The 20,980-nt window shown below is 59.9% G+C and carries 20 protein-coding genes; 5 read left to right on the top strand and 15 right to left on the bottom strand.

The features are described 5' to 3' along the window. Window positions 1-16: 16 nt before the first annotated feature. A complete protein-coding gene (gene treC / locus M2416_RS14500) occupies window positions 17-1,672 on the top strand; it encodes an alpha,alpha-phosphotrehalase (protein ID WP_259225245.1) in 1,656 nt (551 codons plus the stop codon). A 62-nt stretch (window positions 1,673-1,734) separates the two neighbouring features. Here the strand turns inward: treC and celB are convergent, their stop codons facing one another. The 3 genes from celB to M2416_RS14485 form a co-directional block, all read right to left on the bottom strand. After that, window positions 1,735-3,087: a PTS cellobiose transporter subunit IIC gene (gene celB, locus M2416_RS14495; protein ID WP_076947006.1), complete on the bottom strand. Its 1,353-nt coding sequence runs from the start codon at window positions 3,085-3,087 to the stop codon at window positions 1,735-1,737. 26 nt (window positions 3,088-3,113) lie between these two features. Then, window positions 3,114-4,421: a 6-phospho-beta-glucosidase gene (locus tag M2416_RS14490; RefSeq protein WP_259225231.1), complete on the bottom strand. Its 1,308-nt coding sequence runs from the start codon at window positions 4,419-4,421 to the stop codon at window positions 3,114-3,116. Between the two features lie 79 nt (window positions 4,422-4,500). Continuing rightward, window positions 4,501-4,809 carry a PTS sugar transporter subunit IIB gene (locus tag M2416_RS14485; protein WP_041143771.1) on the bottom strand — a complete coding sequence of 103 codons (309 nt, stop codon included), beginning with the start codon at window positions 4,807-4,809 and terminating at the stop codon, window positions 4,501-4,503. Between the two features lie 262 nt (window positions 4,810-5,071). Between M2416_RS14485 and M2416_RS14480 the strand changes: the two genes are divergently transcribed. From M2416_RS14480 to nrdG, 3 genes are all read left to right on the top strand, one after another. Further along, window positions 5,072-5,815, top strand: coding sequence for a MurR/RpiR family transcriptional regulator (locus M2416_RS14480; protein ID WP_041143770.1), 744 nt, complete (start codon window positions 5,072-5,074; stop codon window positions 5,813-5,815). A 367-nt stretch (window positions 5,816-6,182) separates the two neighbouring features. After that, entirely contained in the window at window positions 6,183-8,321 is a 2,139-nt protein-coding gene (nrdD, locus tag M2416_RS14475) for an anaerobic ribonucleoside-triphosphate reductase (protein ID WP_133601063.1), read from the top strand. 264 nt (window positions 8,322-8,585) lie between these two features. Beyond that, window positions 8,586-9,050 (top strand): anaerobic ribonucleoside-triphosphate reductase-activating protein, encoded by a 465-nt coding sequence (nrdG, locus tag M2416_RS14470; RefSeq protein ID WP_041143768.1) that lies wholly within the window; start codon window positions 8,586-8,588, stop codon window positions 9,048-9,050. A gap of 6 nt (window positions 9,051-9,056) precedes the next feature. On the opposite strand, the gene M2416_RS14465 is transcribed toward nrdG, so the two are convergent. The 12 genes from M2416_RS14465 to pmbA all read right to left on the bottom strand — a co-directional run bounded on the left by M2416_RS14465 (window position 9,057) and on the right by pmbA (window position 19,869). Beyond that, on the bottom strand, window positions 9,057-10,967 hold the full coding sequence (locus tag M2416_RS14465) for a BglG family transcription antiterminator (RefSeq protein ID WP_259225225.1): 1,911 nt from the start codon (window positions 10,965-10,967) through the stop codon (window positions 9,057-9,059). Window positions 10,968-10,990: 23 nt separating this feature from the next. Continuing rightward, entirely contained in the window at window positions 10,991-12,142 is a 1,152-nt protein-coding gene (locus M2416_RS14460; RefSeq protein WP_115193722.1) for a lactonase family protein, read from the bottom strand. 86 nt (window positions 12,143-12,228) lie between these two features. Next, entirely contained in the window at window positions 12,229-12,969 is a 741-nt protein-coding gene (gene dagF, locus M2416_RS14455) for a 2-dehydro-3-deoxy-phosphogluconate aldolase (RefSeq protein ID WP_259225223.1), read from the bottom strand. Next, on the bottom strand, window positions 12,966-14,084 hold the full coding sequence (locus M2416_RS14450; protein WP_041143764.1) for a DgaE family pyridoxal phosphate-dependent ammonia lyase: 1,119 nt from the start codon (window positions 14,082-14,084) through the stop codon (window positions 12,966-12,968). The genes dagF and M2416_RS14450 overlap by 4 nt, the downstream gene beginning before the upstream one ends. Next, a complete protein-coding gene (locus M2416_RS14445; RefSeq protein ID WP_041143763.1) occupies window positions 14,068-15,201 on the bottom strand; it encodes an amidohydrolase/deacetylase family metallohydrolase in 1,134 nt (377 codons plus the stop codon). The genes M2416_RS14450 and M2416_RS14445 overlap by 17 nt, the downstream gene beginning before the upstream one ends. A 42-nt stretch (window positions 15,202-15,243) precedes the next feature. Further along, a complete protein-coding gene (locus tag M2416_RS14440; protein ID WP_032689791.1) occupies window positions 15,244-15,888 on the bottom strand; it encodes a DUF4310 family protein in 645 nt (214 codons plus the stop codon). Window positions 15,889-15,901: 13 nt separating this feature from the next. After that, window positions 15,902-16,678, bottom strand: coding sequence for a DUF4311 domain-containing protein (locus M2416_RS14435; RefSeq protein WP_041143762.1), 777 nt, complete (start codon window positions 16,676-16,678; stop codon window positions 15,902-15,904). A gap of 21 nt (window positions 16,679-16,699) precedes the next feature. Beyond that, on the bottom strand, window positions 16,700-16,999 hold the full coding sequence (locus M2416_RS14430; RefSeq protein WP_041143761.1) for a DUF4312 family protein: 300 nt from the start codon (window positions 16,997-16,999) through the stop codon (window positions 16,700-16,702). A gap of 2 nt (window positions 17,000-17,001) precedes the next feature. Further along, complete coding sequence (locus M2416_RS14425) at window positions 17,002-17,364, bottom strand: SFCGS family glycine-rich protein (RefSeq protein WP_076947013.1); 363 nt, start codon at window positions 17,362-17,364, stop codon at window positions 17,002-17,004. A gap of 11 nt (window positions 17,365-17,375) precedes the next feature. Then, window positions 17,376-17,714: a glycine dehydrogenase gene (locus M2416_RS14420; RefSeq protein WP_041143759.1), complete on the bottom strand. Its 339-nt coding sequence runs from the start codon at window positions 17,712-17,714 to the stop codon at window positions 17,376-17,378. A 301-nt stretch (window positions 17,715-18,015) separates the two neighbouring features. Continuing rightward, on the bottom strand, window positions 18,016-18,405 hold the full coding sequence (gene cybC / locus M2416_RS14415) for a cytochrome b562 (RefSeq protein WP_041143758.1): 390 nt from the start codon (window positions 18,403-18,405) through the stop codon (window positions 18,016-18,018). A gap of 111 nt (window positions 18,406-18,516) precedes the next feature. Next, the gene (gene pmbA / locus M2416_RS14410; protein WP_041143757.1) at window positions 18,517-19,869 is read right to left on the bottom strand and encodes a metalloprotease PmbA; all 1,353 of its coding nucleotides are present in this window, start codon (window positions 19,867-19,869) and stop codon (window positions 18,517-18,519) included. A gap of 95 nt (window positions 19,870-19,964) precedes the next feature. Between pmbA and yjgA the strand changes: the two genes are divergently transcribed. Beyond that, window positions 19,965-20,516 carry a ribosome biogenesis factor YjgA gene (yjgA, locus tag M2416_RS14405; protein WP_041143756.1) on the top strand — a complete coding sequence of 184 codons (552 nt, stop codon included), beginning with the start codon at window positions 19,965-19,967 and terminating at the stop codon, window positions 20,514-20,516. Window positions 20,517-20,980 lie beyond the last annotated feature (464 nt).

The raw sequence follows: 20,980 nt of genomic DNA, 5'->3' as shown, positions 1-20,980 counted from the left end.
GTAGCAGGAAAGCACTATGAATACCCTTCCCCTCTGGTGGCAAAACGGCGTTATTTACCAAATCTATCCGAAGAGTTTCCAGGATACGACCGGCAGCGGTACCGGCGATCTGCGCGGAGTCACCGCGCGGCTCGACTACCTGCACAAGCTCGGCGTGGACGCCATCTGGCTGACCCCGTTCTACGTCTCGCCGCAGGTGGATAACGGCTACGATGTGGCGAACTACACCGCCATCGATCCGACCTACGGCACGCTGGATGACTTTGACGAGCTGGTGGCCGAGGCGAAAGCGCGCGGCATCCGCATCGTGCTGGATATGGTGCTTAACCACACCTCAACCGCCCACGCCTGGTTCCGCGAGTCGTTAAATAAAGAGAGCCCGTACCGCCAGTTTTATATCTGGCGCGACGGCGAGCCTACCGTCCCGCCGAACAACTGGCGCTCCAAATTCGGCGGCAACGCCTGGCAGTGGCACGCCGAAAGCGGCCAGTACTATCTGCACCTCTTCGCCGCCGAGCAGGCGGACCTCAACTGGGAAAACCCGGCCGTGCGCGCGGAGCTAAAAAAGGTCTGCGAATTCTGGGCCGACCGCGGCGTTGACGGCCTGCGCCTCGACGTTATCAACCTGATCTCGAAAGACCAAACCTTCCCGTCCGACGCCGAGGGCGACGGCCGCCGCTTCTATACCGACGGCCCGCGCGTGCACGAATTCCTGCAGGAGATGAGCCGCGACGTCTTCACCCCGCGCAATCTGATGACGGTCGGGGAGATGTCCTCCACCACCCTGGAGCACTGCCAGCAGTACGCGTCACAGGAGGGCCAGGAGCTGTCGATGACCTTTAACTTCCACCACCTGAAGGTGGATTATCCCGGCGGCGAAAAGTGGAGCCTCGCGCGTCCTGACTACGTGGCGCTGAAGGCGCTGTTCAGCCACTGGCAGCAGGGGATGCACAACCGCGCGTGGAACGCGCTGTTCTGGTGTAACCACGATCAGCCGCGCATCGTTTCGCGCTTCGGCGACGAGGGCGAATACCGGGTTCCGGCGGCCAAAATGCTGGCGATGGTGCTGCACGGGATGCAGGGCACCCCCTATATCTACCAGGGGGAAGAGATTGGCATGACCAATCCGCACTTCTCGCGCATCAGCGACTATCGCGACGTCGAAAGCCACAATATGTTTATTGAACGTGCGGCCCAGGGGCAGGCGCCCGACGAGCTGCTGGCGATTCTGGCCAGCAAATCCCGCGACAACAGCCGGACGCCGATGCAGTGGAGCGGCCGCGAGAACGGCGGCTTCAGCGAAGGCGAGCCGTGGATTGCGCTGTGCGATAACTATCGCCACATCAACGCCGAGTCGGCGCTGGCCGATCCTGATTCGGTGTTTTATGCCTATCAGCAGCTAATCGCCCTGCGCAAAAGCACGCCGGTGCTGACCTGGGGCGACTATCTCGATCTTTGCCCGGCGCATCCGTCTCTGTGGTGCTATCGCCGTCAGTGGCAGGGGCAAACGCTGGTGGTGGTGGCTAACCTGAGCCGTGAATTCCAGACCTGGCAGCCGGATGAGATGAAGGGCGACTGGCGGGTAGTGATGAGCAACTACGCGGAAGCGGCGAACCGCCCGGCGGCCATGACCCTGCGTCCGTTTGAAGCCGTGTGGTGGCTGCAGGAGTAAGGCGACGCCGCGCTTAGCCGGGTTACCTTAGGGTAGCCCGAGCTGGCGCCGCGCCTTTGTCGTCAGACTCTGTCGGCCGTTGACAGCGCGCTGCTGGCCTCCTGGCGGGTCGAAGCGTGCTCCTCTTTCGCCTTCAGGCGATCCCACGCCCGGAAGAACGGATAGTAAACCACCAGCGAAATCGTCAGGTTCACCACCTGCAGAATGGTGCCGGAAATATGCCCGCCCGTTGCCAGATAGCCGCTAATAAAAATCGGCGTGGTAAACGGCAGCGCAATCCCCGCCGGCGGAGCGACCAGCCCGGTCGCCATCGCGGTGTACGAGACAATCACCAGCAGAACCGGCGTCAGGATAAACGGCAGGAAGAAATAGGGGTTCATCACCAGCGGAATACCGAACACCATCGGTTCGCTGATATTAAACAGCGCGCCGGGCGCGGCGATTTTCCCCAGCTGCTTCATCTGCTGGCTGCGGCTTCTGAACAGCATAAACAGCACCAGCCCCAGCAGCGCCCCGGTGCCGCCAGGGGCAATCCACAGATCGTAAAACTGCTGCGTAATGATGTGCGGGATCGGCTGGCCGTTCTGAAACGCGGTGAGGTTTTCCGACATATTCGACAGCCACACCGGCTGAATAAACACCAGCACAATGGCATCCCCGTGCAGCCCCAGCGTCCACAGAATGCCGATCAGGATAACCGAGAAGATCATCCCCGGCAGCGTGCCGCCGACGTGGTGCATCGGGATGCCGATAATGGTGGCGATCATGCTGTTAATGTCGCCGAACGGCGAGGCTTCGACGATCAGGCGCAGCGCCAGCACCACCGCCAGCACGCAGAATCCGGGGATCAGCGCGAGGAACGATTTCGCCACCGCCGGCGGCACGCCGTCCGGCATGCGGATAACCAGGTTGCGGCCGGCGACAAAGCGGTAAATCTCGGTGGAGAGCAGCGAAATCACGATGGCAACAAACAGCCCCTGGCTGCCCACCAGCCCGACCGGGATCACCCCTTTGACCACTTCCGCCGCGCCGTGCACCGGCGTAAACAGGGTGCTTTGCGGGATCGTCATCACGAAGGCGACCAGCGACATCGCCCCGGCGGTCAGCGGATCGAGCGTGCGGTACTTCTCCGCCAGCCGGTAGGCAATCCCGAAGCTCGATATCAGCGCCATAATGTCGTAGGTCGCTTTGACCGGGTAAAGAATTTTATCGCGCCAGACGTCGCCGAACAGGCCGCTCATCATATCGGCATAGCCGGGAATGGGCAGGTAGGCGAAAATCAGGAAAAATGAACCAATCAGCATAAACGGCATATTCAGGATAATGCCGTCGCGCACCGACAGGACGTGCTTTTGCCCGGCGATTTTCAGCGCCGCAGGCATGACGTAACGTTCAATCCACGTTGTGTTCGACATAAGACGATCCCCAAAGGAAATAACGGTCAGTTAAATTGCGTCAGCCATTGACGGTTGATGGTTAAGACTTCGTCCAGCAGCGCCTGCGCGTCGGTGACGTTGCCCACCAGCGGGTTGGTCACCAGCGCCAGCAGCGCGCTATCGCGACAGCCGTGTACCGCGGCTTCAATGGTCAGCCGCTCAAAGGCCTTCACCTGCTGCGTCAGGCCGTTCATCGCCGGCGGCAGCGCGCCAAAGGTCAGCGGGCGGGCGCCCTGGGCATCAATAATGCTGTTGGTTTCCACCACCGCGTCATCGTCCAGGCCGTGAATCGCCCCGTTGTTGCGGGTGTTCACCACCATCTCCTTGCCGAGATTGTTATGAATCGCGTTGATGAGCTCCACGGCCACTTCCGAGTAGTAAGCGCCGCCGCGGAAGCTGAGCTGCTCCGGCTTCTCATCAAGGGCCGGATTGGCGTACAGCGCGAACAGCTCCTGCTCGACCTTCATCACCTGCTCGGCGCGGGTACCCTTGGTTTTTGCCGCCGCGATCTCCTCCGCCAGCATCGCCGGCGTCAGCCAGAAGTAGCGATGATAGGGGCAGGGAATAGCGTTCAGCGCGCGCAGGAACGGCGCCGGCCACGGCAGCTCTTTGATATTGTTCATCGACAGCGCCTGACCATCGCACAGCATATCGATAACCTTGCGGGTCACGTCTTCGCGCCCCTGCATCACTTTATGCACCCACACCATATGGTTGAGCCCGGCAAAGCGCAGGTTAACCTCTTCCGCCTTCGCGCCCAGCATGCCGACGATCATGTGCTGCATATTAATCGGCACGTTGCACAGGCCGATAATCTTCGCCTTGCTGTAGCGGCTCACCGCCTCGGTGACAATCCCGGCCGGGTTGGTGAAGTTGAGGATAAACGCCTGCGGCGCCAGCTGCTCGACCTTGCGCGCTACCTCAAGGATCGCCGGGATGGTGCGCAGCGCTTTGGCGAATCCGCCCACGCCGGTGGTTTCCTGGCCCAGCAGGTTGTACTTCAGCCCGAGGCGCTCGTCGCCGGCCCGCGCCGCCAGCTGGCCGACGCGCAGCTGGGTCAGGACGAAGCTGGCCCCGCGGATCGCCTCGTCCAGCGTAAAGTGGACGCTGACGATGACGTGCTCCAGCCCTTTGCGGGTCAGCATTCGGCGCGTCAGCGCGGCGATAATTTCCACCTTCTCCCTGCCTGATTCAACGTCAACCAGCGCCAGCTCCGTAACCGGAAGCTGTTCATAACGAACGATAATTCCTTCAATAAGCTCCGGCGTATAGCTACTGCCGCCGCCAATGACGGCAATTTTTAGTGCTTGCATAGAGACCTCTTTCGGCATGCAGAGAGCCGCGCGCGGTCGACGTGAGCGCGCGTGATGGTTCAGGGATATAAGAGAAAAATCAGGAATTAAGCAGCGCGAGCGCCTTATCAAGCACCGCCGCGCCGCGCATCATGCCGTAGTCGGCCATATCGATCACCGCGACCGCTTTTCCGTGCGGGGCGGCCAGCGCGCTCAGGCGTCCGGCCTCATACTTCACCTGCGGCCCCAGCAGGATCACGTCGGCATTGGCCAGTTCGCGCTCAAATTCCGCGACCGCCACCGCGTAGATATCCAGCGACAGCGCGCGCTGCTGCGCCTCGGCTTTCATCTTCGTGACCAGCATGCTGGTTGACATACCTGCTGCACAGCACAGAACGATTCGTTGCATGACCTCTCCCCCAGATGGATTTATGACTTCGCCCGTTAGGGCCTCAGCGAATATATTGTTAAGATTGTGTGAAAGTGAAGGCTATCTGAAAATAATTTTCACCGATGTGATCGAAACGTAATTTTTGATCATTATTGCTCGCACCGTTTGCCCGATTACCGGCGAAACCATAGGAAATACCTTGGGCTGGTGCTATAAATAGGCACAGACGGTAAGTGAAAAATATTTTCAACGTGATGTTCTGGGGAAAGGGACGGTCAGGATGGATATCGTAGGTCAGTTGCAGCAAGGGCTGGTGCGTTTTAGCACCCAGGAGTCGCGGGTTGCGGCGTTTATTCTGGAAAATTTGAGCTTTACCGCCAGCGCGTCCATCGATGAACTGGCCGCCAGCGCCGGGGTCAGCCCGGCCACCATCACCCGCTTCGCCCGCTCCGTTGGCTGCGAGGATATTCGAGATCTGCGCAAACAGCTGGCGCAGGCCAGCGAGCGTCGGACCAGCTGGGTGAGCCCGAACAGCCACGCCCTGCCCGCCGCCTGGCGCGACAGGCTGAGCTATCTTGGCGATACGCTGACCCGGCAGCTGGCGCAGACCTCGGAGGCGGCGGTCGAGAAGCTCAAATCCCGCCTGCTGACCGCGCGCGCCGTGCACTGCTTTGCGCTCGGTGCCCAGGATGTTGCCCTCGCCACGCTGCTGCAGCACCAGCTGCTGCCCTCCGGCATCGCCATCAACCTGTGCCAGGACAGCGCCCTGATGCGCATGACGGCCTCGACGCTGAGCGACGATCACCTGCTGCTGGTGCTGGTCACCGCCGGCGCGGACAATATTTTGCAAAGCGCGACCCTGCAGGCGCGAACTCAGGGGGTAACCATCATCGCCCTGGCGCCGGAAAACCACGCCCTGGCCAACATGGCCGCCGGGATTATTCCGCTCCCCGATAGCCCGCAGCTGGCCCGCTACGCCCTGCTGCTGCTGGTCGATCTGCTGAACGATACGCTCATTGCCTGAGCCGCGCCCCCTGCCGCCTGCCCGGGCGGCGTCACGACATTTTTATGCTTGTTTTTTAAGCAGATAAATTTACATTTAGCGCAAGCGCCCACCATCCGTACTCTCACCTTTTTACTTTGTCCTGCATCAATAAAATCGCAAACATCTTTGATGCAAATCACTACATATAGAACTTAAAATGCGTCCCGGCCCTACATATTGTATTAATCGTCTATTATGTCGACACAGCCCATCGTACTCAGGCGGTGGTGGGATGTGGATAAAACGGGCCGGAACCGCAGGAAAACGGCGGCAGCTATAGCCCCTCGCGACCTCGGTATACCTTCCGCCTCTGTGGATAACCTGTTCTATAAAGTATGGAGTGATCATGACACCGCATGTGATGAAAAGAGATGGCTGCAAAATGCCGTTTAAGTCAGAGCGCATTAAAGAAGCAATTCTGCGTGCAGCTAAAGCAGCGGGAGTCGATGACGCAGACTATTGCGCCACCGTCGCAGAAGTCGTTAGCCAGCAAATGCAAAACCGGGCTCAGGTCGATATTAACGAAATCCAGACCGCCGTTGAGAACCAGCTGATGTCCGGTCCGTGGAAGCAGCTGGCTCGCGCCTATATTGAATATCGCCACGATCGCGATATCGAGCGTGAAAAACGCGGCCGCCTGAACCAGGAGATTCGCGGCCTGGTAGAGCAAACCAACTCGTCCCTGCTTAACGAAAACGCCAACAAAGACAGTAAGGTGATCCCTACCCAGCGCGACCTGCTGGCCGGGATTGTCGCCAAACACTACGCTCGCCAGCACCTGCTGCCGCGCGACGTGGTGCAGGCGCACGAACGCGGCGAGATCCACTATCACGATCTCGACTACTCGCCGTTCTTCCCGATGTTTAACTGCATGCTGATTGACCTCAAGGGCATGCTGACCCACGGCTTTAAAATGGGCAACGCCGAGATCGAGCCGCCGAAATCTATCTCTACCGCCACGGCGGTTACGGCGCAGATTATCGCCCAGGTCGCCAGCCATATTTACGGCGGGACCACCATCAACCGGATTGACGAAGTGCTGGCGCCGTTCGTGGCCGAGAGCTGCAAGAAGCATCGTAAAATCGCCGAAGAGTGGCAGATCCCGAACGCCGAAGAGTACGCCCGCTCTCGCACCGAGAAAGAGTGCTACGACGCCTTCCAGTCGCTGGAATACGAAGTAAATACCCTGCACACCGCCAACGGCCAGACGCCGTTCGTCACCTTTGGCTTTGGCCTCGGCACCAGCTGGGAATCGCGTCTGATTCAGCAATCGATTCTGCGCAACCGCATTGCCGGTCTGGGTAAAAACCGCAAAACCGCGGTGTTCCCGAAGCTGGTCTTCGCCATTCGCGACGGCCTGAACCACCGCTTCGGCGACGCCAACTACGACATCAAGCAGCTGGCGCTGGAGTGCGCGAGCAAGCGCATGTATCCGGATATCCTCAACTACGATCAGGTGGTGAAGGTCACCGGCTCGTTTAAAACGCCGATGGGCTGCCGCAGCTTCCTCGGGGTGTGGGAAAACGAGGACGGCGAGCAGGTTCACGACGGCCGCAACAACCTCGGCGTCATCAGCCTCAACCTGCCGCGGATCGCGCTGGAAGCGAAGGGCGACGAAGCCGCCTTCTGGAAACTGCTCGACAGCCGCCTGGAGCTGGCGCGTAAGGCCCTGATGACGCGCATTGCGCGCCTCGAAGGGGTGAAGGCCCGCGTCGCACCAATCCTCTATATGGAAGGCGCCTGCGGCGTACGCCTGAAGGCGGACGACGACGTGGCGGATATCTTTAAAAACGGCCGCGCGTCGATTTCGCTGGGCTATATCGGCATTCACGAAACCATCAACGCGCTCTCCGGCAACCAGCATATGTACGATAGCGACGCGCTGCGCGAGAAAGGCATCGCCATCGTCAAGCGCATGCGCGACGCCGTGGAGCAGTGGAAGGAGGAGACCGGCTACGGCTTCAGCCTCTACAGCACGCCGAGTGAAAACCTGTGCGATCGCTTCTGTCGCCTCGATACCGCCGAGTTTGGCGTCATCAGCGGCGTGACCGATAAGGGCTACTACACCAACAGCTTCCACCTCGACGTCGAGAAGAAGGTCAACCCTTACGATAAGATCGACTTCGAAGCGCCTTACCCGCCGCTGGCTAACGGAGGCTTCATTTGCTACGGCGAATACCCGAATATTCAGCACAACCTGAAGGCGCTGGAAGACGTCTGGGACTACAGCTACCAGCACGTGCCGTACTACGGGACCAACACGCCCATCGACGAGTGCTACGAGTGCGGCTTTACCGGCGAGTTCGAGTGCACCAGCAAAGGGTTTACCTGCCCGAAATGCGGTAACCACGACGCGGCCCGCGTCTCGGTCACCCGCCGCGTATGCGGCTATCTCGGCAGCCCGGACGCCCGTCCGTTCAACGCCGGCAAGCAGGAAGAAGTGAAACGCCGCATTAAGCACCTTGGCAACGGGCAGATCGGTTAATTCCGAGCGGTTTAGCCCCTCCCCCTCTCCCCAACGAGGAGAGGGGATCAATCAGTAGCCGTTTGACCATTCAGGAGCCGCTCCCGGATCGCGCCGCAAAGCGCTTTTTATCCAGGGCTACCGCCACTATATGGGTTTCCTCAAATCAGTTGGCGTTGTAGCAAGGCGGCAAGCGAGCAAGTCCCGGGGAGCTTACTGTAGTAAGTGACCTGGGCGCACGAGCGCAGCCAACGCCGCTACAGCGTCAAATGAGAAGAGGAAACGATGAATTACCATCAGTACTATCCGGTAGATATCGTCAACGGCCCCGGCACCCGCTGCACCCTGTTCGTCTCAGGCTGCGTCCACGAATGCCCCGGCTGCTACAACAAGAGCACGTGGCGGCTCAACTCCGGCCTGCCGTTCACCACCGAAATGGCCGACCGCATCATCGCCGACCTCAACGACACGCGCATTCAGCGTCAGGGAATCACCCTCTCCGGCGGCGATCCCCTGCATCCGCAGAACGTATCGGCGATCCTCGCGCTGGTGCAGCGCATTCGCGCCGAGTGTCCCGGGAAGGATATCTGGATGTGGACGGGCTACAGGCTTGAGGAGCTCAACGACGCGCAGATGGCGGTGGTCGACCTGATTAACGTGCTGGTCGACGGTAAGTTCGTCCAGGATCTAAAAGACCCGATGCTTATCTGGCGCGGCAGCAGCAACCAGGTGGTGCACCACCTGCGCTAGCCGCGCTTAAAAGCGGCTGACGCACTCCATTGCCACGGCTTTAAATTCGTCAAAGCTGCCGGTGGCGGCAAGACGGGCCATCGCGCGTTCGCGCAGGAAAGTCACGAAAATATCGTAGATCGCCATCGCCTCTTCATACTCGCTCTTGCTGATGGCCAGCAGGAAGATGATGTGGGCGGTTTCGTCGCCCCAGACCATGCCGTTCGGGGCAATCACGGTGTAGACCACCGTTTTTTTCGCCAGCAGGCCGAGGGCGTGGGGTAGCGCAATCCCGTCGCCGAGCATGGTGCTGACGATGGCCTCACGCTCGACAACCGAGTCATAAAAACCGGCGTCAACAAACCCCTCCTCCTGCAGCTGCTGGCACAGTTCGGCAAACAGCGTCTGGCGATCGATGGGGGTGTCGATGACCCGGAAATGGGCCTCGTCGAAATACTTATCCAGCATCCACGGGCGGGTTCTGTCCACCAGCACCAGCTTACCGATCTGATCCAGCTGATAATCAGTCGGGAACGGGGCGATGGTGACCACCGGCTTATCCTTTTCACCGATGCGCACCGTGGAAATCACGAAATCCTCGGCAACGGCTTCAAGCAGCTCGTACTCGCGCTGCGAGAGGGTGGCGGCAATTTCCAGCTGCGGATATTTGCGCTGCAGGGTTGCCTCGATCATCCGCACCATCGCGTTGCTGGTATCGCACACCAGCAGCACGCGCGGCTGGCGCTGGTAGCCGATATTGTAATGGCGCTCGAGGCCGACGCCGATATGCAGCACCAGGAAGCCGATCTCGTTTTCGCTGATCGCATAGGGGGTGTATTTCCCCCAGCTGGAGACGGCCGCCAGGGTCATATCCCACGCCATCGGGTAGTGCTGCTTGATGTTATCCAGCAGCGGATTGGGGATCATTATCTGGTAGCGCACCCGGGTGATCATGGTCTTAATATGGGTCAGCAGATCGGCGTGCAGCTGGGCGTCATCAAGCAGGTTGTAGTTATACTGGGTATTGATATAGCGCAGGATGTAGTTCACCAGCGCCTCGTCGTCGTCGGCGCTGATGGTGCCCGGATCGACGTCCTGCACCTGGCGGGCGGCAAGGTGCACGCACAGCCACTCCTCTTCCGCCGCCGAGAGCGCCTTCCCCGCCAGCTGCTGCAGCATCCCGACCAGCTCCCGGGCGGCATCGCGCACGTTCTGCGCCACGTCTTCAGCGCTAAACTCCGCCAGCGGATAGCCCTCGCTGGCACGACGCACCACCACCGCGCTGTAGAGGCGGATAAAGCGCTCGCCCTCATCCGTCAGACGGACGTGGTGGCGGGTGAGGATCTCCTGCAGCTCGCGCGCCAGCCGGGCGGAACCCTCGGCGCTCAGACCGCCTTTATCCACCGGCAGCGGCAGTCCGCCCTGCTGCGCATGCTCCCACAGGAGATCGGTCAGGCAGGCGCGAATCGACACTTCGCTGCCGAATAGCTTCATACCGTGGCGCGGCCGCGTCTCGAGGGTCAGCTGGTAGCGCTGGAAGCGTTCGCGCACGTCCACCATATCGCTCTGCAGCGTGGCGCGGCTGACGAACCACTCGTCGGCAAGGTCTTCGAGCTTGAGCGAGAAGGCCGAGGTCAAAAAGCGTATCAGCAAAAAGTTGATGCGATCCTGCGCGGTACGCGGAATATGCTGCGCCTTCGGGGTGGTCTCCGCCAGCGTCTGGTATAGCGTCGGGTCGTCAACGTTGAGCCGATAGCCGCTGCCGCGGATAAGCATAAACTGCGCCCCGTAGGGCAGCAGCAGCGCGTTAAGCGCCGTGATATCGGCGCGTACGGTACGGGTAGAAACTGACAGCCGCTGCGCCAGTTCATCCTGCGGCAGCGTTTCGTTTTGCAGCAGGCTAAACAGCTGCGCTAAACGTTGGTTGGGGAATCGCATGTCAGTTCCTTCATCTTTACGGCTCAAGGTTGAGCGGATATCACCATCTGTGACGGACTGCCTACCGGAGTATAGTCCGGGGCAAAGGTCAGCCTGCCGCTTTCGGGCGCCACGCTGAAACGGGTGATATTATCGCTACGCTGGTTCATGACGTACAGCCACTGCCCCTGATTATCCAGCGTGAGCGTTCGTGGGTAGTCCCCGCGCGTCCAGATATCTTCCTGATGGCTCAGGCTACCGTCCGCCATCACGCTAAAGTGGGCGATGCTGTTATGCAGGCGGTTCGCCACGTACAGCTGTCTGCCGTCGGCGCTCAGCGCCAGGCCGGCGGCAAAGCTGGTGCCTTTATAGCCCTTCGGCAGCGCGGAGATCGTTTTGCCCTCGCGCAGCAGGCCGCTGGTCTTATCAAGGTGATAGAAGGTTAGCGTAGAGGACTCTTCGTTAATCAGCCACAGTCCGTCGCCCTTCGGCGTGAAGACAAAGTGACGCGGCCCGGCGCCCGGTGAAGACGCGGCGATAAACGGCGGATCGTTGGGCGTCAGCTTGCCGCTGGCACCGTCCATTCGGTACTGATAGATCCGATCCAGCCCCAGATCGGTGGAGTAAACGTATTTTCCGCTGGGATCGGCCGAGATCATATGGGCGTGGGGGCCGTTATGGTCGCTAATGGCGAAGCTGCCCTCAACCGCCGCCGCCGGGCGCGCCGCGCCGGCCGGTCCCTGATCCTGATGCACGTCCACCGCCTCGCCCAGGCGACCGTCTTCCTGCACCGGCAGCACGGCGGTCGTGCCGCTAACGTAGTTTGCCACCAGCAGATGGCGACCGTCCGGCGTCAGGGAGAGATAAACCGGCCCGGCCCCGCCGGAAGAGACCTGATTCAGCTCGCTCAGCTCGCCGTTGGCCCCCACGCGCCACGCCTGCACCACGCCCTTTTCCACTTCGCTGGCGGCGTACAGGGTTTTGCCATCGCGCGAAACGGTGAGCTGCGCGACGTTGGGCAGGGAGCTGACCAGCGTTCTGTTGCTCAACGCGCCGGTTTTCGCCTCGACGGTAAAGCGATACAGGCCTTCACCGTTGGGGTTGTAGGTGCCGACCCAGGCGTACTGCGCCTGGGCGCAGGTGCTGGCGGCGAGCAGGGAAAGTGAAGCAACAAGCAGGTGACGAGCGGCAGGCATGGTGACTCCTTGATGGTTCGGTAGGGTAAGGTGGTTGTCCCCCGCCCGGCCCTTGCGGCGAGGTTCGGGGGACGGCAGGGCAATGACTATTTAACCAGCGCCCTGGTCATCTCCAGCAGCTGACGCACGTCCGCCGGACGGGTGTTGCCGCTCTCTTTATCAATAATAGAGCTGTAGATGTGAGGGATGATTTTGCTGACGCCGGCGTCCAGTGCGATCTGCAGGATCTCGCCGTAGTTTTGCAGATCGATCCCGCCGGTCGGCTCCAGCCAGAAATCGTGGCGGGCGCAGGCCTCGGCGACGGCGAGGTACTCATCGCGGTGCTTCAGGCCGCCCATCGGGAAGTATTTGATTGAGCTGCCGCCCATATCTTTTAGTAACGCAATGGCGGTTTCCAGCGGCACAATTCCGTCCGCGGCGCCGCTGCTCAGCGGGCCGGTGGAGATCTTCACCATCCCCGGCGTGCCGGTCGGTGACACCAGGCCGTTGACGACGGTTTCGCTCTGCCCCAGCAGCGCGCGGCTGGTGCCGACGCCGGTAAAGACCTGGTTGACGTGCTGCGGCTGCACCTGGCGGGAGATCTCGCTGACCATCGCAGACTGGTTTGGATCTCCCGCGCCGAGGCCCACCGACAGCGCGTTATCGATAAGCCGGGCGTATTCACGCATATCGGCCACCGCGCTCGCCACGTCCGGGTAATTTTTAGAGAGCACGCCGACCAGAACATGACCTTCCGCCGCTTCGTAGATGTCGCGGGCGTTGTCTTTGCTGCCCGCCAGGACGTTCAGGCACACGCGATCGCGGTAAAAATTCGGGGTCAGTTTCATGCTTTCTTCTCCTTGTTCAGAACTTCGCCGATGCGGCGGGAGACGATCTCCAGCTGCTGTGCGGTAACGCTGCGCACGTCGGCCTCAATAATGCCTTCGTTGGCCTTATAGCCACGGAAGTAGATGGCGTATTCGCCCTGCTTCAGCGCCTCAACCAGCTCGCCGGTGGCGATGCCGGTCACGGCTTCAGCAAACTTAATTTCCGCCCGCGCGATATCGCGACCGGCGCTGTCCCAGACCACCCGCGCGCTCACCCCGGTGAGGGCGTTGAGCTGGTTAATGAACGGCGTCATCTTCGCCACCATCTCATCGCCGCTCTCCTTGCGCGCCGTCAGGTAGTGTTCAATCGCGCAGGTCAGGCCAAGAATGCCCTCTTTACCGACCTTCATCGCCCGGCCAATGCCGCCTGACTGGCGTTTGACCCACTCCACGTACTGCGTTTTACCGATCACCAGGCCGCTGGTTGGGCCCTCAATCGCTTTGGCGCCGCTGTAAATTACCAGGTCGGCGCCGGCGCTGTAGTAGCACTGCAGATCTTCTTCCGCCGCCGCGTCGACGATCAGCGGCAGGTTGTGCTTACGCGCCACCACCACCGCCTGCTCAACGCTGAGCATGCTTTTCTGCACGCAGTGGTGCGATTTGATGTAGAGGATCGCCGCGGTACGCGGGGTGATCGCCGCCGCCAGCTGATCGGCGGAGCACTCGTTGGCGTAGCCGGCTTCCACCAGCCTGCCGCCGCCCAGCGCCACCATCGATCCCACCGGCGCGCCGAAGTTGACGTTATGGCCTTTCGGCAGGACGATTTCGTTGTTTTCGATCGGCGTGACGTGAAGGTTCTCCAGCAGCCAGCTGCTCTCTTTCACCAGTACCGCCGCTACCGACTGGGCGATCCCCGCGGAGGCGCAGGAGACAACGGTGGCCCCTTCGACGTCCAGCAGGTTGGCGATGTACTCGCCGGTTTTATTGACCAGGTCTTTCATTTCGAAGTAGTGGTTCATGCCGCTCATCACGGCTTCGACCACTTCAGGGCGCGGCGTGGATACGCCCAGCGCCGTCATGCGGCCTGATGTATTAATCACTTGTTTTAAATTGTACTTTTCAAAAATCGAAGGCATTTTCCGCGCTCCCTTGTTCGGTCAGATAGCCCTTGCCTGCGCGAATCGCGGCAAGCGGCACCAGAATAGTGTCAGCCTGCAGGCTCTCTTTTTCGGCGTCGACCAGTACCGTCGGCGCGTGCTGCAGAGCAAACAGGGTTAAATCAGCGTCGTAGCCCACGGCCAGGCGCCCTTTTTGCGTCAGGCGCAGCCCGTCGGCGGCGCCGGCGGTAACGCACTCCACCACCTGCGGTAGCGACATGCCGATGGCGAGAAACTTCGACATCACCAGCGCCAGCGAACGCACCGGGCCGTCAATACGGTTGCGGCAGTAAATATCGGAGCTGATGGTCTGCGGCAGAATGCCCAGCGCTATCGCCCGGCGCGCCACCTCAAAGCTGAAACTGGCGGTGCCGTGGCCGACGTCAAGGCGCACGCCGCGCTTCAGGGCGCGGGTCACGGAGGCGCGCAGCTCGCCGGAGGCGGTCAGAATGCGGTTCGGCTTGCCGTTATAGCAGTGGGTGATGATGTCCCCCGCGCTCAGCAGGTCGGCAATTTCATCGAGGTTCGGCGGGTTATTGCCGATGTGCACCATCAGCGGCAGGTCGCCGTTTTCGCGCTGCATCGCCTTCGCCCGCTCGAGGGGAGTAATGCCGTTGTCGCCAACCACGCTGCTGCTCATGCGCGCCTTCAGGCCGACGATAAAGTCTGGGTGGCGCTTCACCGCCTGGCTTACCGCATCGGCATCGACGTTGGCCATATTGGCCAGCTCGTTCTGGGCGATTAGCCCGACGCGGGAGATGTTGAGCAGCGCAAAGACCTCGGTGGCCGCGCTGCGGGTCAGCTGATAAAAGTCGTCGATATCGTCCGCGCCGGTGCTGCCGGCATCAATCACCGTGGTCACGCCGGTGGCAATGCCCACGCTGTCCGGCTGGTCGTAATAGATCGGTGAGTTCGGATAGCAGTGAACGTGGGAATCAATCCAGCCGGCGCTGGCGTAGCAGCGGCCGTCCAGCTCAACGGTTTTGCGCGCAGGCGCGCTAATCTCGCCCAGCGCCGCAATCTTCCCGTCCTGAATGGCGATATCGGTCAGGGTATCGTCGACGAGGCGCGCACGGCGCAGGAGTAAATCAAACATGGGTCTCTCCTGTTAAAGCGGGCGCTCGCGCGCCCGCAGGACTTAACCAATAGCAATCGGGAAAAGGGAACCGAGGATCATCGCGCCAAGGATGGCGCCGCCGGTGATCGGCTTCTGCCAGATGTAAAACAGCAGGGCGCCCACTAGTGAACCGATACCGATAGGAATCGATGCGGTCATCGCGCTGAGGATAATCAGCGGCCCAAGGAAGCGGCCGGAGGCGTTACCCGCCCCCATCATGACGTCGGCACCGTAGGTGGAGTCGCTCTGATTAATGGTGAACTTACGCGCCAGGATGATGATGTAGCCGACGGCAAGGCCCAGCGCCAGGCCGGTAGCCAGCGAGGCGGCAAAGTTAGCCACCGGGAAGACGAAGCCCGCGCCCAGCAGCAGCGCCGGCACGCCGAGGCCGATACCGGTCTGAATCGCGCCGCCGATATCAAGGATCCCCACCAGCGAGCCTTCAATGATGCGCGCAAACAGGAAGCTGGCGCCAAACGCCGCGACCGCCCCGTAGGCGCCGGTATCAATGCCCGCTTTCAGCATGGCCACGAAGGCCACTTCGTTAAACGCGCCGATGCCGTAGAGGTAGTACATGTGTGTCCCGGCGAAGACGCCGGAGGAGAGCAGGCCAACGAAGATCGGGAACGACCAGTCGGCATACCAAAAACCTTTATTCTGTTCCATTTAGAGGCTCCTGTTATTTGCCGCTGAGCGAGTTGTGAATCAGATCCAGCCAGTTCGGTACGCCCAGGTGGAAGGACTCCAGGGTCTTAATATCGAAGCCGCGGAAGAAGGCGCTCAGCACGAACAGCGCAACAATGGCGGACATCATCACTTTGGTGACGCGGTGCCAGCCGCTCTCTTCGACGCCCTTACCGATCAGGATGCCCAGCACCAGACCCGGAACGGCGTTACCCATAATCAGCTGCGCGGCGCCGCCGAAAATGGTGGCCCAGAAGCCCGACTTTTTGCCGGCATCGATGGCCGCCAGCCAGAAGATAACCGGCATCACCGTGTTAACCAGCAGGTTAGCAGCGGGAACCAGGACCTTAACGGCGGTAACCTGCAGCGCTTCCGGCACGGAAGAGGCGGTCAGGTTAAGGAAGGAGACCACGAACATGCCGATAACGCCGCAGGCAATCGCCATCTTCTTCGGATCGTGCAGCGTCTCGCCGACGTTGCGGTTTTTCAGCATCAGCGCCGCGGCGCCCCAGTTAGGGATGATGCGGTGATCGACGTCCTGGGTGAAGGAGCCTGCTGCGACGGAAGAGGCCCAGGCGTTAAAGAAGAAGCCGAGGCCAAAGGAGAAGTGGGAAGCCGGATCGCCTTCACAGGAGTTCAGCTCGCCCAACGTACGAAATGCACCCATCCCTTGCGTGGTGGGCGCATGAAACATACGTGCCGCTCCGGCGCCCACACCAACGCCGACCAGGCCGCCGATAATGAGCGATTTTATTAAAATTATCAGGAACATAGTTTAACCCTATGGTGAAAATCAGGTTTGCGTGACGAAATCCACTTTATCGAGATTAATGGCGGTCACGTTGACGGTGACGTTCAGCTCCACGCTGTAGGTCCGTCGTTCACGGCGCAAAAAGAAGAATAAAAACGCTTCTTTGCGCACCGCTTCACGCGCATGAACAACCTCCACATCCTGTGGCTCAATACGCAGTAAGATGTGCGGCGAGGTTTTCATCACCGCCGCCTGCACGTGGTTCAGGGCATCGGCGAACGCCCTTGTCTTGCTCTCGCCTTTGCCCGTAACGCTCACCGTGGTGGTGAATTGCTCTTTCATACTCAGGCGCCGTATTTCTTTTTCCAGGCTTCTACCAGGCGCTCGCCCAGCTCTTCTTTATCCATAAAGCCGAAGCCCAGAACGTTGTAGCCTTCGTTGATAGCGGTGACGCCTTCATCAACGGAACGCATGCCGTATTTCGCTTTGTAGCCATATTTATTTTGCGCGGTGATGGCGCCTGCGCCGCCGCTGCCGCAGAAGGAGATGCCGAAGGTGGCGTTCTCTGCTTTCATCATGTCGCCCAGCTTCATATCAGCGGCAACGCCCGGTACCACGACTGCACGAGCTCCGGCTTTTTCCGCGCCAGCGGCAACTTTCTGCCCTTTACCCAGGCGATCGCCAATTACTACGGTGATTTGTTCCATTTTTTAGCTCCTTACAGGTTTTCTTTTGCGACTTCGAAGTGGACGGACAGCAGCCAGGACTCTTCTTCTGGCAGGTTGCCGAACTGCGCGACCACTTCGCGGGCCAGCATCATTGAATCTTGTGAAATCTCTTCAAACAGGCTGGCATCCACTTCCGGCAGCGGCTCGCCGCTAATTGACCGGTGGGCCATAGCCCGCACGTGGGAGGTCAGCATCTGCTCCTGGACGGCGTTGGGGATGATGTTACGGCGACCTAGCAGGGTATAAACCTGCTGCAGCATCTTCTCAGCCAGCTGCTCGGTTTGCGTTGCCTGCTCCCCTACGTCGTGTGTTACCGCTCCGTTATTCACTTGTCTTACCCCGTTGATGTCTCTGGGGACAAAACTAACGCCGGGGGTGAGGAGTTTGTAGCGAGTTGTTTTCCACTTCGAAGTGGAAAGGCCGCCGGACGATGCGATCCATTGCACAGAATTGGCCTAAATCTGCCATTTTCGGCAAAACGGCGTGAGGAGAGTCACAAGAACGTCATTAAATTAGCGTGCGCAAGCGGCCGAAACGGCGGCAGAGAAGAGCGGGAAAATGTGACAGGGATTGGGTTTTATGCGAAGACGACGTGCAGGAGGTACCGGCTGATACCTCCTGGAAAAGATCTTAACGGTACTTCTGGTGGTAGGTGTTACGGGTGGTTTTGAACGCTTCCGCAGCGGTCTGCGCCTCTTTGACCTTGCCTTCATTGGCCAGCTTCAGGGCGCCGTCAATCTGGCCAATCAGGATATCGAGGCCGTGGCGATAGTCCTTCATCTCCGCGCTGTCCGCCGCTTTGCCTTCCAGCTTCGGCGGGGTCTCTTTCTGCGCATCGACGGCGGCGTCGCGCATCTTCGTCAGCGCCGCTTTCAGCTCGCCGGCATCAGCGGTCTTCTGCACCACCTGCAGATTCTGCGCGATAGTATCCATATCCTCGCCCAGATCGGCGGCAAACGCCGACGCTGAACCCATCGCCAGGGCTGAGACAGCCAGCGCTGCTAACAGTTTTTTACGCATTGCTCACTTCCTTTTTTATTATTTAAGCATAAGGAAAAGGCGCCACCTGGGCGCCTTTCTATACCCGTTATTGCTCAAGCCGAGGCCTGAATAATCCGGTATAACACGCCGTTATTGCCCGGCGATTTTCATCTCTGGCAGCAGCACGGAACCGCACTGGATGTTGCTGCGCATTTCGATATCGTCGGCGACGGTCACGATATTACGCCACATATCTTTCAGATTTCCGGCGATGGTGATTTCGCTTACCGGATACTGAATTTCACCATTCTCAACCCAGAAACCGGACGCGCCGCGCGAGTAATCGCCGGTCACACCGCTGACACCCTGCCCCATCAGTTCGGTGACGACAAGCCCGGTGCCCATCTCTTTAAGCAACTTTTCAAAACTCAGGCCGCGGCCGTTGATTCGCCAGTTGTGGATGCCGCCCGCGTGTCCGGTGCTCTTCATGCCCAGCTTGCGCGCCGAGTAGTTGGTCAGCAGCCACTGCGTCAGAATGCCGTCCTTAATGATGTCGCGACGCTCCGTACGCACGCCTTCGCTGTCGAACGGCGTTGACGCCAGCCCTTTCAGCAGGTGCGGATGCTCTTCGATGGTCAGCCAGTCCGGGAGGATCTGGGTGCCGAGGGCGTCAAGCAGGAAGGTCGATTTACGATACACCGCGCCGCCGGCAATCGCGCCGACCAGGTGACCAAACAGCCCGGTCGCCACTTCATTGGCAAAAATCACCGGCGCCTTCATGGTCGAGAGCTTGCGCGGCGCCAGGCGCGAAAGAGTGCGGCGGGCGCACTCGTCGCCCACCCACTCCGGCGACGCTAAATCTTCAATCGCGCGGCCGATGGTATAGGCGTAATCACGCTCCATATCGCCGTTTTCTTCCGCGATAACGCAGCTGGACAGAGAATGGCGGGTTGAGCAGTAGCCCTGCAGCATGCCGTGGCTGTTGCCGAACACCTTGATGCCGTAGTGGCTGTTGAAGCTGCCGCCTTCGGTGTTGGTGATACGTTTATCGGCCTGCAGCGCCACCTGTTCAGCGCGGGCGGCCAGCTCGATGGCCCGATCCGGCGTCACTTCCGCCGGGTGGAACAGGTCAAGATCCGGGGCGTCAAAGGCCAGCAGCTCTTTATCGGCAACGCCGGCAAACGGGTCCGGCGAGGTATAGCGGGCAATATCCAGCGCCGCCTGCACCGTACGGGCAATCGCCTGCGGGCTAAGATCGGTTGAGGAGGCGCTGCCTTTGCGATGCTGATGATAAACGGTGATGCCTAAGGCACCATCGCTGTTGAATTCTACGTTCTCCACCTCGCCGTAGCGGGTGCTGACGCTGATGCCGGTGGTTTTGCTGACGGAGACTTCAGCCCCGTCTGATTTACCTGCCGCCAGTTCCAGCGCCGTGGTCACGGCCTCTTCCAGCGCCTTACGCTGCTGTGCAACTTGAGAGATGACTTTCATCGCTAATGCCATAATGTAGGAAGGAGTTAATTGAAGTCTAACAGAGAACCGTTTTTCAGTGCGCGCCTTAACTGGTAACATTAGCCTCTTTTTTTAAGGAGCCTGAGATGACAAAGCAGCCCGATGACTGGCTCGACGACGTTCCCGGTGATGACGTCGAAGATGAAGACGATGAAATTATCTGGGTCAGTAAAAGTGAAATTAAGCGTGACGCCGAAGAACTGAAGCGTCTTGGCGCGGAACTGGTAGAGCTGGGGAAAAACGCGCTGGATAAAATCCCGCTCGATACCGACCTGCGCGACGCCATTGAACTTGCCCAACGGATCAAGAAAGAGGGCCGCCGCCGCCAGATGCAGCTGATTGGCAAAATGCTGCGTAGCCGCGACGTTGACCCGATTCGCCAGGCGCTGGACAAGCTGAAGAACCGCCACAACCAGCAGGTTGCGCTGTTCCATAAGCTGGAGATGATCCGCGACCGTCTGATTGCCGATGGCGATGACGCGGTGCCGGAAGTGCTGAACCTGTGGCCGGAAGCTGACCGTCAGCAGCTGCGTTCGCTTATCCGTAACGCGCAAAAAGAGAAAGAAGGCAACAAGCCGCCGAAGTCCGCGCGCCTGATCTTCCAGTATCTGCGTGAGCTGGCCGAAGGCGAAAGCTAATTTCGCTCCCGCCCGCCTGGCTTCTCCGCAGGCGGCGCGCCTGTCCGGGCTACCTGATAACGTTTAACCTGTAGCCCGGCATGCGTGCGCATTGCCGGGAAGGCTGGCTTTCCCCGCGCCGCCCGCAGGGGAGCTCTCTTTGTTCCCACCGTCAGGCCATCCTGAGGCCTATGTTCAGCGCCTTTCAGCTTTTTTTTGCGCCTGTTTTGCCCCTGTTTTGCTTCTCTTTGCCTTTTCTTTGCCTTCTCTTTTGCCTCCCTGCTGCTTGCCGGCGTTTTTATCCTGCCTGTACGCCGTTTTGCCGGGCGTCAGTAGACGTGACTTTTTTGCTGCCTCAGCTGGCAATAAAAGCTGAATCGTTAAAGCTAATAGTGCATAAATTCACATTTTCATCGGCAACAATTACGCCAAATTGCATTAAAACAGGACTTAAACCGCAGTTAAAAACAGCAAATCGCGCATAT

The organism is Klebsiella sp. BIGb0132, from assembly GCF_024810075.1.
Lineage (GTDB): Bacteria > Pseudomonadota > Gammaproteobacteria > Enterobacterales > Enterobacteriaceae > Klebsiella > Klebsiella terrigena.
This window is presented reverse-complemented; position numbering and strand designations above follow the sequence as displayed.